General features: G+C 32.7%; 14 protein-coding genes and 1 riboswitch. Of the genes, 12 read left to right on the plus strand and 2 right to left on the minus strand.

Annotated elements, in window-relative coordinates:
• The first annotated feature begins 100 nt into the window (after positions 1–100).
• Positions 101–200: riboswitch (TPP riboswitch) on the plus strand.
• Positions 201–257: 57 nt separating this feature from the next.
• From thiS to OH806_RS06625, 8 genes are read left to right on the plus strand one after another with little or no spacing between them, the layout of a single operon-like run.
• Positions 258–464 carry a sulfur carrier protein ThiS gene (thiS, locus tag OH806_RS06590; RefSeq protein WP_264742875.1) on the plus strand — a complete coding sequence of 69 codons (207 nt, stop codon included), beginning with the start codon at positions 258–260 and terminating at the stop codon, positions 462–464.
• A 23-nt stretch (positions 465–487) separates the two neighbouring features.
• A complete protein-coding gene (gene thiC / locus OH806_RS06595; RefSeq protein WP_264742876.1) occupies positions 488–2299 on the plus strand; it encodes a phosphomethylpyrimidine synthase ThiC in 1812 nt (603 codons plus the stop codon).
• Positions 2296–2880: a thiamine phosphate synthase gene (locus tag OH806_RS06600; protein WP_264742877.1), complete on the plus strand. Its 585-nt coding sequence runs from the start codon at positions 2296–2298 to the stop codon at positions 2878–2880. Before thiC ends, OH806_RS06600 begins: the two co-directional genes overlap by 4 nt.
• Positions 2856–3593 (plus strand): hydroxymethylpyrimidine/phosphomethylpyrimidine kinase, encoded by a 738-nt coding sequence (locus OH806_RS06605; protein WP_264742878.1) that lies wholly within the window; start codon positions 2856–2858, stop codon positions 3591–3593. Before OH806_RS06600 ends, OH806_RS06605 begins: the two co-directional genes overlap by 25 nt.
• Positions 3594–3596: 3 nt before the next feature.
• On the plus strand, positions 3597–4211 hold the full coding sequence (locus tag OH806_RS06610) for a thiamine phosphate synthase (RefSeq protein ID WP_264742879.1): 615 nt from the start codon (positions 3597–3599) through the stop codon (positions 4209–4211).
• Entirely contained in the window at positions 4208–4984 is a 777-nt protein-coding gene (locus tag OH806_RS06615) for a thiazole synthase (protein ID WP_264742880.1), read from the plus strand. The genes OH806_RS06610 and OH806_RS06615 overlap by 4 nt, the downstream gene beginning before the upstream one ends.
• A 2-nt stretch (positions 4985–4986) precedes the next feature.
• Complete coding sequence (thiH, locus tag OH806_RS06620; RefSeq protein WP_264742881.1) at positions 4987–6105, plus strand: 2-iminoacetate synthase ThiH; 1119 nt, start codon at positions 4987–4989, stop codon at positions 6103–6105.
• Between the two features lie 10 nt (positions 6106–6115).
• Complete coding sequence (locus OH806_RS06625) at positions 6116–6826, plus strand: HesA/MoeB/ThiF family protein (RefSeq protein ID WP_264742882.1); 711 nt, start codon at positions 6116–6118, stop codon at positions 6824–6826.
• A gap of 66 nt (positions 6827–6892) precedes the next feature.
• On the opposite strand, the gene OH806_RS06630 is transcribed toward OH806_RS06625, so the two are convergent.
• Positions 6893–9121, minus strand: a complete 2229-nt coding sequence (locus OH806_RS06630; RefSeq protein WP_264742883.1) for an outer membrane beta-barrel family protein — start codon at positions 9119–9121, stop codon at positions 6893–6895.
• A 181-nt stretch (positions 9122–9302) separates the two neighbouring features.
• On the opposite strand from OH806_RS06630, the gene OH806_RS06635 reads away from it, so the two are divergent.
• Together OH806_RS06635 and OH806_RS06640 are read left to right on the plus strand one after the other, a co-directional pair.
• The gene (locus tag OH806_RS06635) at positions 9303–10310 is read left to right on the plus strand and encodes a sensor histidine kinase (protein WP_264742884.1); all 1008 of its coding nucleotides are present in this window, start codon (positions 9303–9305) and stop codon (positions 10308–10310) included.
• Positions 10303–11001, plus strand: a complete 699-nt coding sequence (locus tag OH806_RS06640; RefSeq protein ID WP_264742885.1) for a LytR/AlgR family response regulator transcription factor — start codon at positions 10303–10305, stop codon at positions 10999–11001. Before OH806_RS06635 ends, OH806_RS06640 begins: the two co-directional genes overlap by 8 nt.
• A gap of 34 nt (positions 11002–11035) precedes the next feature.
• Here the strand turns inward: OH806_RS06640 and OH806_RS06645 are convergent, their stop codons facing one another.
• Complete coding sequence (locus OH806_RS06645) at positions 11036–13306, minus strand: aconitate hydratase (protein WP_264742886.1); 2271 nt, start codon at positions 13304–13306, stop codon at positions 11036–11038.
• 315 nt (positions 13307–13621) lie between these two features.
• Between OH806_RS06645 and OH806_RS06650 the strand changes: the two genes are divergently transcribed.
• Positions 13622–14872, plus strand: coding sequence for a hypothetical protein (locus OH806_RS06650; RefSeq protein ID WP_264742887.1), 1251 nt, complete (start codon positions 13622–13624; stop codon positions 14870–14872).
• Between the two features lie 74 nt (positions 14873–14946).
• Positions 14947–15558, plus strand: coding sequence for a hypothetical protein (locus OH806_RS06655; protein ID WP_264742888.1), 612 nt, complete (start codon positions 14947–14949; stop codon positions 15556–15558).
• Positions 15559–15636: the final 78 nt, after the last annotated feature.

Consider the following 15636-nt stretch of genomic DNA (forward strand, 5'->3'; position numbering starts at 1 on the left):
AAGTTAATTAAAGAGTTCGAAGACATCAAGTCTTCGGACTTTTCATTTTTGCGAATCTTATATTTTATTTTGTCTATTTAAGAAAAATGTATAACTTCGTCTCAAACTTTAGGGGTGTCTGTTGGAAAACAGGCTGAGATTTTACCCTTTGAACCTGATTTCTAGATCATACTAGCGTAGGGAAAAGTGAGATGACTTTGCTGTACTTTCTTTTGTACAATCATGGGCATTCCTAAAGTGTATTTAAAAATTTAGGAATGGAACTCACAATCAATCACACATTAAGAACTTTTAATGTACTTCCAAAAACTTTGGAGGCACTCATTTTTATGGAATTACCTGAAAAAAAGAAAGGTATTGCTGTTGCGCTTAATAATTGCATTATTCCACAATCATTCTGGTCGGAAACAATTCTTAACAACAAAGATTCTGTCTTGATAATCACCGCAACTCAAGGTGGTTAATAGTAATTTAAAACTTAATTATTATGACTCATAAAATAACATGTTCACCTTTTCCGAACTCAAAAAAAATCTATGTTGCAGGGAAAATCCATTCTATCAATGTAGCCATGAGAGAAATACAGTTAAGTCCAACAAAACTTTCTAATGGAACATTAGAACAAAATCCGCCTGTAACCATATATGATACTTCTGGACCTTATACAGATGTTAATGCTCAAATTAATATTGAAAAAGGGCTTCCCAGAATCAGAGAACAATGGATTTTAGATAGAAATGATGTTGAAATTCTTGACGGAATTACCTCTGAATACGGAAAAGCCAGACTTGCTGATTCAAAATTAGATGAATTGCGTTTTTCTTATAACCATCAGCCAAAAGTTGCTAAAAAGGATAAGGAAGTAACCCAATTGTATTACGCAAAACAAGGAATCATTACTCCTGAAATGGAATATGTTGCCATTAGAGAAAACCAAAAAATAGAACAGCTTGAATTGGTTTCTAAGGATATGGCTTTTCAGCATCAAGGAAATAGTTTTGGAGCAAATACACCTAAAAATAAAATTACACCGGAATTTGTAAGAGATGAAATTGCAGCAGGAAGGGCAATTATTCCGAATAATATCAATCATCCTGAAAGTGAACCGATGATAATCGGACGAAATTTTTTGGTTAAAATTAATGCTAACATCGGAAATAGTGCTGTTTCATCAAGTATTGAAGAAGAGGTAGAAAAAGCAGTGTGGGCTTGCCGTTGGGGAGCAGATACTATTATGGATTTATCAACTGGAAAAAACATTCACGAAACCAGAGAGTGGATTATAAGAAATAGCCCGGTTCCGATTGGTACGGTTCCGATTTATCAGGCTTTGGAAAAAGTAAAAGGAGTTGCAGAAAATTTAACTTGGGAGATTTTTAAAGATACCTTAATTGAACAGGCTGAGCAAGGTGTCTCATATTTTACCATTCATGCAGGAGTTTTGTTGAGGTATATTCATTTAACGGCAAAACGTGTGACAGGAATTGTTTCCAGAGGTGGTTCTATCATGGCAAAGTGGTGTTTGTATCATCATAAAGAAAACTTTTTGTATACACATTTTGAAGAAATCTGCGAAATCATGAAAAAATATGATGTAGCTTTTTCTTTGGGAGACGGTCTTCGTCCCGGTTCTATTGCTGATGCCAATGATGAAGCACAATTTGCAGAATTGGAAACTTTAGGAGAACTGACAAAAATTGCATGGAAACATAATGTTCAGGTTATGATTGAAGGGCCAGGACATGTTCCGATGCACATGATAAAAGAAAATATGGATAAGCAATTAAAAGAATGTCATGAAGCGCCATTTTATACGCTGGGTCCGTTAACTACAGATATTGCACCGGGTTATGACCATATTACTTCTGGAATTGGAGCGGCAATGATTGGCTGGTTTGGATGTGCTATGCTGTGCTATGTAACACCGAAAGAACATTTAGGTCTTCCGAATAAAGAAGATGTGAAAGTCGGAGTTATTACCTATAAATTGGCTGCTCATGCTGCGGATTTGGCAAAAGGACATCCCGGAGCACAATATAGAGATAACGCTTTAAGTAAGGCAAGATTTGAATTCCGTTGGGAAGATCAGTTCAATCTTTCCCTTGATCCTGAAACGGCAAGGTCTTATCATGATGAAACACTTCCTGCGGACGGAGCTAAAATTGCCCACTTCTGTTCTATGTGCGGACCGAAATTTTGTTCAATGAAAATTACACAAGAAATTCGTGAATCTGCAGAAAAAGGAATGTTTGAAAAATCTCAGGAATTTATTGAAAAAGGAAAGGAGATTTATATATGATAATCATTATTACACCCGAAAAATATATTCAAAATGAAGTTGAAGCTATCAACGAATTATTTCGGGAAGGATTGGATCTGCTTCACATTAGAAAACCTTTTTTTACACAAAATGAAATGGCGGATTTTATCCAAAAAATAGATAAAACGTATCATCAACAATTGGTTTTGCACAATAATTATGAGGTGACTAAAAAATTTGATATTTCGAGATTTCACTTTAGGGAAACTGATAGGCAGAATAACGATTTCGAAAATTTTGTGGGAAATATTATTTCTACTTCGGTTCATGATATCGAAACATTCAATGAATTAAATGAAAATTGGGAGTATTCTTTTATCAGTCCTATTTTTCCAAGTATTTCTAAAAAAGGGTACGGAGAAAACTCAACTATTTTAAATGATATTAACAAAAGAGACAATATTGAGGTTAAATTAATTGCTTTAGGCGGAATTAATGAAAATAATATTCAAAAAGTTATTGATTGTAATGTAGATGGAGTGGCTCTGTTAGGTGCGATTTGGGAAAGTGACGAACCTATAAAAATATTTGAAAAATGCAGACAGAGCGTCCTTTTGTAATGTCTATTGCCGGATTTGACCCAAGTGGAGGAGCTGGAGTATTAGCAGATATCAAAACATTTGAACAATTGAGAGTTCAGGGACTGGCTGTTTGTACATCAATTACGATTCAGACAGACTCTCAATGTATGAGCTTGAAATGGCAAGATTTAGATGAAGTTTTATTGGCAATTGATGTTTTGATGGGGAAATATTACGTTGAGGTTGTTAAAATCGGAGTGGTAAAAGATGCTGCGTTTTTAAGCCAGATTGTAAAAAAAATTAAAACAAATAATAATGCCGTAAAAATCGTTTGGGATCCGGTTTTGAAAAGTACTTCCGAATTTTCTTTTTTTGATTTAAGTACAATTTCAGACTTAAAAAATGTTTTAAATAAAATTGACTTAATTACTCCAAACTATAATGAATACAGGGTTTTGCGAAAATTTTATCTCTTTGAAAATTCATGTTCGGTTTTAATAAAAGGAGGACATCGACACGATAAATTAGGAACAGATATTTTAATTGAAAATGGAAATAAAATTTCAATTGAACCATACAATACAAATTCTGTTTTTTATCCAAAACATGGTTCTGGTTGTGTACTTTCTTCTGCAATTGTAAGCTATTTATCAAAAAGAGAAAGTTTAGAAATAGCCTGTAGAAAAGGGAAATTATATATCGAAAAATTTTTAAAAACAAATCCGACTTTGCTTGGGTTTCATTCAAATTAAATCATGGAAAAACTACAATATATTTCTCAGGGTTTTACAAGAGAAGAACAAGAACTTAATATCCGAAAAGCCCTGGATAATGGAGTAAAATGGGTACAGGTTCGTTGGAAAGAGGCTTCTGATGAAGAATTGATTAATCTTTGTGAATCTTCAAAAAAACTTTGTTTAGAATATCAGGCAACCTGCATTGTTAATGATAGTGTCCAGATGGCAAAAGAAGTTGATGCAGATGGTGTTCATTTAGGATTGGAAGACTTATCTATACAGATTGCCCGATATATTTTAGGGGAGAATAAAATTATTGGAGGAACTGCAAATACAATTTTAGATGTACTTCAAAGAATTGATGAACAATGTGATTATATTGGTTTAGGACCATTAAGATTTACTTCAACAAAAGATCATTTAAATCCAATTTTAGGCTTCGAAGGATATCAGAAAATCATTGAGAAATTAAAGAATAAGTCAATAGAAATTCCGAAAATATATGCCATTGGAGGGGTTATTTGGGAAGATGTAGAACAATTACAAGAAATTGGAGTTTACGGAGTTGCTGTTTCGGGGCAAATCACAAATAAACCATCTATTGTCAATGAGTTTAAAAAAATATTGAAATGAAAAATCAAAAATTAAAAATAGCAAACAGAGCTTTTGAATCAAGACTGTTTTTAGGTACGGGAAAATTCGGAAGCCTTTCTGAAATGACAAAGTCTATCAATGCTTCAGGTTCAGAAATGGTAACAATGGCTCTAAAAAGAATAGATTCTGAGTCTGTAAGGGAAGATTTATTAAGTTCAATTCAGGTTACAAATGTTCATCTTTTACCCAATACTTCAGGTGCGAGAACAGCGAAAGAAGCCGTTTTGGCGGCGCAATTGGCAAGAGAAGCATTGGAAACAAATTGGGTGAAACTGGAAATTCATCCCGATCCGAAATATTTGTTACCCGATCCCATTGAAACATTGTATGCAACTGAGGAATTGGCAAAATTAGGGTTTGTTGTAATGCCTTATATTCATGCCGATCCTGTTTTGTGCAAACGTTTGGAAGATGTAGGAACTGCTGTTGTAATGCCTTTGGGTGCGCCAATAGGTACAAATAAAGGGTTGAAAACGTTGGATTTTTTGGAAATAATCATTAGTCAGAGTAATGTGCCTGTTGTGGTAGATGCCGGAATTGGTTCGCCTTCAGATGCGGCAAAAGCTATGGAAATGGGAGCTGATGCGGTTTTGGTAAATACTGCGATTGCAGTTGCACAAAATCCTGTAAATATGGCAATGGCTTTTAAAGAAGGAGTGATTGCTGGAAGAAGAGCTTACGAATCGGGATTGGGAGAAATTGTAAACCATGCAGAAGCCTCAAGTCCGTTGACGGCATTTTTATTTGAATAAATATGAAAACTTTTAAAGGTGTCTTTGAGAGGTATCAATGGGATGAAATTAAGACAAAACTAGAAAAAGTGACCTTATCGGATGTTGAAACGAGTCTACAGAAGAAAAATAAGTCTATTGAAGATTTTTTGAATTTTCTTTCCCCGATTGCTGTCCAAAAATTGGAAGTCATGGCAAAAATGGCTCAGAAAATAACGCAAAAACGTTTTGGGAAAACGATTCAGTTATATGCACCATTATATCTGAGTAACGAATGTCAGAACATTTGTACGTATTGTGGTTTCAGTTTAGATAATCAGATTAAAAGAAAAACTCTTTCTGATACCGAATTGATGGTCGAAGCCACGGTTTTGAAATCTATGGGTATAAATCATGTATTGTTGGTGAGTGGTGAAGCCAATAAAACAGTTGGGATTGATTATTTTCTGAATGCAATCAAATTATTAAAACTTCATTTTGCCAATATTTCTGTTGAGGTTCAGCCTTTGTCCGAGGAAGAATATTGGTTGCTGCATCAAGCTGGAGCATATTCTGTGTTGGTGTATCAAGAAACGTATCATCAGGAGGTTTATAAAGAATATCATCCAAAAGGAAAAAAATCAAATTTTAATTTTCGATTAGAAACTCCCGACAGAATTGGCAACGCTGGAATTCATAAAATAGGATTGGGTGTTTTGTTGGGATTGGAAGATTGGCGGGTTGACAGTTTTTTCAATGCACTTCACATCGACTATCTTCAAAAAATATATTGGAAGTCTAAATTTTCTGTTTCGTTTCCAAGGCTTCGACCTGCAGAAGGAATTATTGAACCAAATTTTATTATGTCAGATAAAGATTTGCTTCAGCTAATTTGTGCATATCGAATTTGGAATGAAGATTTAGAAATTTCAATTTCAACCAGAGAGAATGAAAAGTTTAGAAATAATATTATTTCATTGGGAGCCACTACAATGAGTGCAGCTTCCAAAACGAATCCTGGAGGTTATTCTGTTGATAAAGAATCTCTTGAGCAGTTTGAAACCAGTGATGAAAGAAGTATGGAAGAATTCAGACAAGTTATTAAAAATGCAGGATATGATGCTGTTATGAAAGATTGGGATTCTATTTACAGTGGATTTTAATTTATATTGAATGAAAAACGGAGGTCTTTTTGAAAGGTACAGTCGACAAATTTTCATTGAAGAAATAGGGCTGGAAGGTCAACGGAAAATAATGAATTCAAAAGTATTGGTAATTGGAGCCGGAGGACTGGGAAGTCCGGTTATTCAGTATTTGGTGGCAGCTGGAGTTGGAACTTTGGGAGTTGTAGATTATGATAAAGTTGAATTGCATAATTTGAATAGGCAGGTTATTCATACTGAAGATTCTGTAGGTATTTCAAAGGTGAAAAGTGCCGAAAAGTTTGTGGAAAGACTTAATAACCAAGTAAAATTTATTGGATTAGAAGAAAGAATTGATGAATATAATATTGAAGAAATTGTTTCTCAGTTTGATATTGTTGTTGATTGCTCGGATAACTTTAAAACTAGGTATTTAGTTAATGATTTTTGCGTGATATTGAAAAAGACCTTGGTGTACGGAAGTATTTTGGGGTTTTCAGGACAAGTTGCTGTGTTTAATTATAAAGAAAGTAAAAATTTAAAGGATATTTTCCCAGAGCCTCCTCTTGATGAAGATTTCCCGGATTGCGACAGTTTGGGTGTTTTGGGGGCTTTATGTGGAATTGTAGGAAGTATGATGGCGAATTTAACTTTAAAAATAATAGCTGACTTACCTTTCAGGGTGAATCAATTGACATTAATAGATATTAATAAATGGCAATTTCAGATTGTAGATTTTTAGGACTCTATTATTTGGATAAAAGAAAAGAGTCAACAATTATTTGTTGACTCTTGTTATTCTTGATTTTTATTGTCCTTGTTGCATTACACCTCCGTTATCTTCTTTTTTAGTCTGATTCAGGATGTTGGCATCTTCCTTAGCTAATTTATTTTTAGTCGGAATCTTATAATTAATTGAAAGTCCAAAGTTTCTAGTATCATATTTACTTTTAATCATTACAGCTTCTCCGGAAGGCGGATTAGAACGAACCTGCATTACCTGTCCGTTGAAAATGTCATTAGCAAAAACAGAAACAGTCAGGCGATTATTCATAAATTTCTTGGTTAAAGTAATATCAAATGAATTGTTGAAAGGTTTTTCAGCCGTAAAATAGAAATACCCTGCTTTTGGAGTCAGATAACTGTAATTGGCAGTCAATTTTATATCTTTCGGTAAAATCAACTGGGTCATAATGTTGAAAATCCAAAAGCCTTTGTTATTCAGATTGTCAATTTCATGTTTCTGATAACCAGCGTATAGATACATGAAATTAATTTTATCAGGATTAAAATTAAACTTCATAATTTCGCTCAAAGGCTTACTGAAAACCATAAACGGAACAGGTAGACCAACATTGAAATTATGAATCTTCATATTTGAAATATTTACCTGCTCGTTATACAGTTTTCTTCCGTCTTTTCTGATGATTTGAGCGACTTGGTTTGTTGCAGAACTTACGCTATATCCGATAAAAGCATAATCAAAAGCTGAAACTTTTAATTCATAATTATCAAAAATTGTGGGTTGTAAATTTGGGTTTCCTGTTACTTCTGTACTTGGTCCAGAGAAAGTCACGTTATTCGGGTTTAGAGCAGAAATACTAGGCAAACTTATTTTTTTGTTGTAATTCGCAGCAATATATACCTGATTCATGATGTTGTACTGCACACTTGCGTTCGGGAATAATTTAAATTTATTGAAAGGAATTAAGTCATCCTGAACAAGTTTTCCGTCTTTGTCAAAGCCTCTTGTAATTCCTGAAATATCATAATTCTCTGCACGTGAACCTAATATGAAATCAAACTTTTTGAGTTTTGCCTGAAATTCTAAATACGTTGAAGCTGTTTGTCTTTGATATTCCAGATTGGTTAACCCAAAACTTTCGGTATCATAATTTTGCTTTTCATATAAACCTCCGAAACTTACTTTTCCTCCGTCAAGAAGTTTTATAGGCTGAGAATAATCTATTTTGAAATTAGCAATATTCATGACAGATTTGTTATTCAGTATATCCTTTAATCCACTAGTTTTACTTTCAATAGGTTCGTTTAAAGGTGCTGCAAAATCACCATCTTGAAAGAAGTTATCTTGGGAAAACTTACTGTCTGAGCGAGTAAATCCAAATTGGAAGTCTAATTTTTGAGTTTTCTCTGCAAAACGTTTTTGATAAGTAACAACTGCTTCTTGTCTTAAATTATTAGTATGAGCAACATCCGAAGAAGTATAATAAGCTTCCCTTAAATCTTTAGGGTTATCCTGATAAGGTAAATCACCATGACCATTACTCAAAGTATAGTTATCGTTGTTATTATGGTAAATATCGTAGTTTAATAGTAGTCTGTCTTGTCCTAAATCAAAAGTTAAACCTGATTTTGCAAAATATCCACGTCCGAATCTGTTTGTATTAGTATTTAGCAATTCATCTTGTTGACCTGTGAGCATACTTTCACGATAGTTTTGTCCAACATTTAATTGCCATCCGAAGAGCTTATTTCTTGCATTTAAGTTTAATGAATTGGTTGTTCGGCTTCGGAATTTATCATAATTTGTAAAAGAATAGTTTCCTGAATAAGTTGCCGTAAGATATTTATTAGCATTTTTATTGGTAATAATATTCATGATGGCTCCTCCTGAAGTGGCAGGAAATTCTGCTCCAGGCTGAGTAATTACTTCTATTCTGTCAATGGAATTTGCAGGCATTCCTTCTAGGAAAGAGTTTAATTCGTTTGAAGTAATATTTAATGGTCTTCCGTTTAGGTAAACATCTAGCATTTTACCTTGATACATCATTCCTGCGATGTCTGTTGATACAAGTCCCGGAAGTTTTTTTATTCCTTCTAAAGCGTTTCCGTTATTAAGCTGTGGCTGTTCCGAAAAATCGAAAATGGTACGGTCGGCTTTTTGCTCAACGGCTTTTTTAGTTTTGGTAATAGTTACAGCTTCTATTTGCTTTTCCTTGGGTTGATTGTTGTTTTTTTCTTGGGCATAAGTAAATAATGTCCCTAAAAAGGATAAAGCTATAATTGTTTTTTTCATAATGTTTTTACTACTGTTCAGTTAGACGTAGGAAAATGTATTTTGTTACAACAAAGTATTGAGAATTTGTCTTTTCCTTTTTGAGAGAAAATATACTAGCGAACTTTCATCGATAAAAAATAAGGTTTTATCTAAATCTTATTTTTATACTTTTAATAAAGCCTATTTTTGTTTTATGAAAATGAACAGGCTATTTTATCTTCATCTCTTTTTTTGGGCAATTTACATTATAGGTTCAGTTGTGATACCTTATTTTCTATCTGCTGATTTTGGATTGACTATTCTGAATATTACCTTTTTTATTGCCAGTTTTGTTTGTTTTTATATAAATTATTTCTTTGTTGTTCCTCAGTTTTTTAGTTCAAGAAGATTTTACAAATCTATTTTGGCGTTTTTGTTGAGTGTTGTTTGCTTTGTTGTCGTTAGGTATTTAATGGAAGAGGTACTGCTTCCCGATTTTTATGTGTTAAACAATCATCAAAAGAATATAAGTTTCCTCAACTATTTTTTGAATAATATATTTTACAGTAGTACAACTATTTTCATAAGCACTATATTTTGGTTTCTTAAATATTTCATCAAAATAGAACGAGAGAAGATAGAATTAATTGAAGCCAAAAAAATAGCAGAATTACAGGCTTTGAAAACACAAATTAATCCACATTTTATTTTTAATTCTTTAAATAATATTTATTCGCTTGTTTATCAAAAATCTGACAAAGCACTACCCGCTATTGAAGAGCTGGGTAAATTGTTAAGATATAGTACAAAAGATTTGGGTGAAAATTCGATTACTTTAGATAAAGAAATAGGGTATATTGATAGTTTGATAGCTTTGGAGAAATTGAGAATTAAAAATCCTGAATTATTCCTTATTGAAAAGAATATTAATCATCCGCAATTGAATATTTCACCTATGCTTTTAGTTCCTTTTGTTGAAAATGCCTTTAAGCATGGTGATTTCAGAGATAAAGGTATTCAAATGAAGATTTCTGATAATAATGAAATTTTACATTTTTATCTTTTAAATTTTAAAAAGGAGAGAATGAAAGATTCAGATTCAGGAATTGGGATTGAAAACGTGAAGAAAAGGCTGAATATTTTGTATCCCAAGAAGCATGAATTAAACATAAAGAGCTCAGAGACAGAGTTTATTGTAGATTTGAAAATTGATTTAAGAAATGAATAGAATTAAATGCATAATTGTAGATGATGAGCCTTTAGCAATCTTGCTGTTGGAAAGTTATGTAGAAAAAGTTTCTTTTTTAGAATTGGTTTTTTCTACAGAAAACCCGATTGATGCATTAGATTATATTCAAAAAAATGAATGTGATTTGGTGTTTTTAGATATTCAGATGCCTGAATTGACGGGAATTAATCTTATGAGAATCCTTGGAGATAAACAAAAATATATTTTGACGACGGCGTATTCAGAATATGCTTTGGAGGGTTATGAATATAATATTATTGATTACCTTCTAAAACCAATTTCTTTTGAACGTTTTTATAAAAGTATTTTAAAGGCTCAGGAACGTTTTGAGATGAGTAAGAATAGCGAAAATTCTTATTTTTATGTAAAGGCTTCGGGGCAACAGCATAGAGTCAACTTTGAAGATATTCTCTTTGTTGAAAGCATCAAAGATTATGTGAATATAAAAACTTCAGAGCAGGAATATATTGTTTTAGATACCTTAAAATCAATGGAAAAACAGCTTCCCGAAAGTTCTTTTGTCAGAATCCACAAATCGTTTATTATTAATTTGAATCAAATTCAAAATTTTGATATTAAGAAAGTGAATTTAGTTGATAATAAGGAAATTCCGATAGGAGATATGTATAAACATAATTTTTTAATTAAAATAAAAAAGCAGTCTCAATAGAAACTGCTTTTTTTATGATTAATCAATCTAACAATTAATTTTTTTCTTGTTGCTTGATAAGGTTAAGCGCTGAACCTGCTTTAAACCAATCAATTTGTTGATCGTTGTAAGTGTGGTTTGCAATAACTGTGTCTTTAGAACCATCCGCATGAATGAATTCTAATGTTAATGGTTTTCCCGGAGCAAACTGGTCTAAATCTAAGAAGTTAACAGTGTCATCTTCTTGGATTTTATCATAATCAGCTTTGTCAGCGAAAGTTAAACCTAGCATACCTTGTTTTTTAAGGTTTGTTTCGTGGATACGAGCGAAAGATTTTACCAATACCGCTTTTACACCCAAATGTCTTGGTTCCATCGCAGCATGTTCTCTTGAAGAACCTTCACCATAATTTTCATCACCGACAACAATTGAAGGAACTCCAGCAGCTTTGTAAGCTCTTTGTACAGCAGGAACTTCACCGTATTCACCAGTTAATTGGTTTTTTACGTTGTTAGTTTCCATATTGTAAGCATTTACAGCTCCAATCAACATATTGTTTGAAATGTTATCTAAGTGACCTCTGTATTTCAACCATGGTCCTGCCATAGAAATATGGTCAGTTGTACATTTTCCAAATGCTTTGATTAATACTTTAGCTCCTTCAATATTTTTACCATCCCAAGCTGGGAATTCTTCTAATAACTGAAGCCTGTCTGAAGTAGGACTCACATTCACAACAACTGATGATCCGTCTTCAGATGGAGCCTGATATCCGTTGTCTCCTACAGCAAACCCTTTTTCAGGTAATTCAAAACCTTTAGGCTCATCAAGCTTAATTTGCTCTCCGGCTTCGTTTGTTAAAGTATCTGTAATTGGGTTGAAGTCTAGCCTTCCTGAGATTGCAACAGCAGCTACCATTTCAGGAGAAGCTACGAAAGCATGAGTATTTGGGTTACCATCAGCTCTTTTTGCAAAGTTTCTGTTGAAAGAGTGAATGATTGAGTTTTTCTCTCCTTTTTCAGCATCTTCTCTATCCCATTGTCCGATACATGGTCCACAAGCATTAGTGAAGATTCTGGCATTTTCAAATTTTCTGAAAGAATTTAAGAATCCGTCTCTTTCAGCGGTGTATTTTACTTGCTCAGAACCAGGGTTTATACCTAAAATAGCTTTTGGTTTTACACCTTTAGCAACAGCATCTTCCACGATAGAAGCAGCTCTTGATAAATCTTCGTAAGAAGAGTTGGTACAAGAACCTATAAGAGCCCATTCAACTTCTAACGGCCATCCGTTGGCTTCAGCTTTGGCTCTAAACTCAGAAACAGGTGTTGCTAAATCCGGAGTGAAAGGTCCGTTCAAATGAGGAGCTAATTCGGAAAGGTTGATTTCGATTACTTGATCAAAATATTGTTCAGGGTTTGCATATACCTCAGCATCACCTGTTAAGTGTTCTGCAATTTTATCAGCAGCATCTACAACGTCTTGTCTTCCTGTAGCAGCCAAATATCTTCTCATTGAATCGTCATATCCGAAAGTAGATGTTGTAGCTCCGATTTCAGCACCCATGTTACAGATTGTACCTTTACCTGTTGCTGAAAGAGATTCTGCTCCTTCTCCGAAATATTCTACGATACATCCTGTACCTCCTTTTACTGTTAAAATACCAGCAACTTTTAGGATGACGTCTTTTGCAGAAGTCCAGCCATTCATTTTACCGGTTAATTTTACACCGATAAGTTTAGGCATTTTAAGTTCCCAAGCCATTCCTGCCATTACGTCTACCGCATCAGCACCTCCTACGCCAATTGCTACCATTCCCAAACCTCCTGCATTTACAGTGTGAGAGTCGGTTCCAATCATCATTCCTCCAGGGAATGCATAATTTTCAAGAACTACTTGGTGAATGATACCTGCACCAGGTTTCCAGAAACCGATTCCGTATTTATCACAAACCGAACTTAAGAAGTTAAAAACCTCAGAGTTTTTATTGATTCCTTCTTGTAAGTCTTTATCTGCACCTACTTTTGCCTGAATTAAGTGATCTGCGTGAGCTGTTGAAGGAACTGCTACTTTAGATTTTCCGGCTTGCATAAACTGCAAAAGAGCCATTTGTGCAGTTGCATCTTGCATTGCTACTCTATCCGGAGCAAAATCTACATAAGAATTTCCTCGTTCGTGTGCTTGTGTAGCATTTCCTTCCCATAAATGAGTGTAAAGAATTTTTTCTGAAAGGGTAAGAGGTTTTCCCACGATTTGTCTTGCTGCAGCAATTCTCTCAGGATAACGCTCGTACACTTTTTTGATCATGTCAATGTCGAAAGTCATATCTATTTTGATTTTTTTTAAATAAAATTTTCACTTATTAATAGCAAAATAACTTATTTACATTCATCAAATTTTGTTCCTACATTTTGTTAGAAGGCATAAATAAGATGAATGATTAATATTATTTTCAACTATCAAGTTAAGCAAAAAATAAATTTTGATTCATTGATATAGGATAAAATAATCATAATTACTCTTAAATAGAAACATTCTAAACAAAGTGATTTCATTTGTAAAAAGAAACTTTAAATAAAGGCTGCTATTTGTTTCAAATACATTTTCTTTATCTTCGTAAGTATAGTTTATTAGAACGAAATGTCAAATTCAGATTGTGAAATAATAGGGCAACTAAAAATTTTTGTTAAAAAAAGGTTTGGAAAGCCACTAAATTCCATAAAAAGTTTTGAAGAATTATCTGAAAATACAAATCTCAGTGTTCAGACTTTAAGACGGTTTTTTGGAAAAATAGATAAAAACAAAAAAATTGGATTAACGTCACTTTCATTGCTTTGTAAATATGTTGGTTTTGCTGACTGGCAAGATTTTTCTCTAAATTTTGAAAATCAACAAAATATCTCAGATAAAGACAAAATTTACATAGAAAATATGCTTGTTTTTTTTGAGAATGGAGAACGCTACAACATCGACTATCATCAAAATACTATGATTGTAGATACTCTGAATGATTATGCTAAAGTTATTTACTATAAAAAAGAAAATTTACAATTCTTTTACTCGCTTTATCAAAAAAATAATTGGTGCTCAGATTATTTTCTTGCATGGTTACCCAATTATAATTTTTTTGGTCAAGATTGGTTTAGAACCATTTTAATGAATAGAATTTCTCAAACGAAAAATATTCTTGTAAAATTGGCTCTCAACAATTTCTTATTATTAGGTTTTTTTCTTTCGAATGGCGATTGCGAGTTGGCTAAAGAAATGGTTTTACTCGATAAAATATATAAAGATTATCGTGAAAATCATCAATACATGCCATATCACGAAATGCGCTATCATACAGTTAAGTTGATTTTTGCAAAAAGAAATGATGATGAGGAAAGTTTTCAAAAGATAGTTAAAGTTTATATTGATGATTTGGAGAACTCTAAATTAGAAGAAATTAGTCAACAGGAAATGCTTATTTTCTTTTGCAATACCCTTTTGTGGTTGGAAGAATATGATATAGCTTATTACTATTTAAAAAAAGCAAAACCCTTTTTGAAATCTTTTCCAATTAAGAAAGATAAGCAAGAGGCTATGCATTTTTTTGGAATTAATATGGCTTTTGTAAAAACAACTTTTGCTTTAGCTTGGGTTGCAAATAAAGATTCTAATACAGAAGATTTTGAATTGACAGATTATGATTTTAATGATATTACAGGTTTGCTTTACAATGATTATATCAAAATAATGTATCTCGCAAAGTGCATCTTATCAGAAAACGGATTAGCTAAGAAAAGGTTTCTTTTTCAAGAATTAAAACCGTTGGTTGAAGACACAAACTATTCTCAAATATATCATCTTTTGCAAAATTTGGATTCTGATTTTTCTGAATATTCTTCTTGATTTTCTTTTTAAGATTGGACACGTTTGGACTTTTTGTTATGGCTTTCTCAGAGTATTTTTGAGAAAAAATTTATATGAAAACAGAAGTTAAAGCATTTAAAATTACTTCATTAAAAGGAAATAATTATTTAGTCGAAGTTGTTAATGATGGAAACACGCTTCCTCAAGTGAAAGTTTTTAAACAAGTTGAAAATGCGTTTGAAGTTGCAAAAAATGAATTTGATATTTCTCCTACGATAGAAGGTCGAAAAAGTGAATTGAATACACGAGAAATGTGGAACAAAATTTTAAAAATAATTCCGATTGTTTTAATGCTGTGTGTTTTTATCAATTCTTGTCAAAAACATGCTTCATCAGAGCCGTTAGATATAGATCCGCTTCGGAGTGTTTATTTTTATGATAATTATGGTGTTGGTTACAACATGCGAGATGCTAAAAATATTAAGGATGCAGAAGATAGAGCAGATATTTATTTGAATAGATTAGATAAGTATTTTGAATTTTTGGCTTCAAAACCGGTTAATGGAGTAAATGAGAACCGTAAATTTGAAGCAATGGGTTATTTAGATAAATATTCGAATAATGAGGTTTTTAAAATTGAAAATCTTAGTCGTGAAGATCAGTTACAGGTTCAACAGTATATTTATAGTAAAAGAAAAATGTTAGATAAATGGTTTAAAAGATAAATTAATTGTTGGTAAAATTAGCGATATTGAAATTGAACAAAAAAGGAAGACTTCAAAAAGAAATCTTCCTTTTATATT

The sequence above is a fragment of the Chryseobacterium oryctis genome (assembly GCF_025971925.1).
Classification (GTDB): domain Bacteria; phylum Bacteroidota; class Bacteroidia; order Flavobacteriales; family Weeksellaceae; genus Chryseobacterium; species Chryseobacterium oryctis.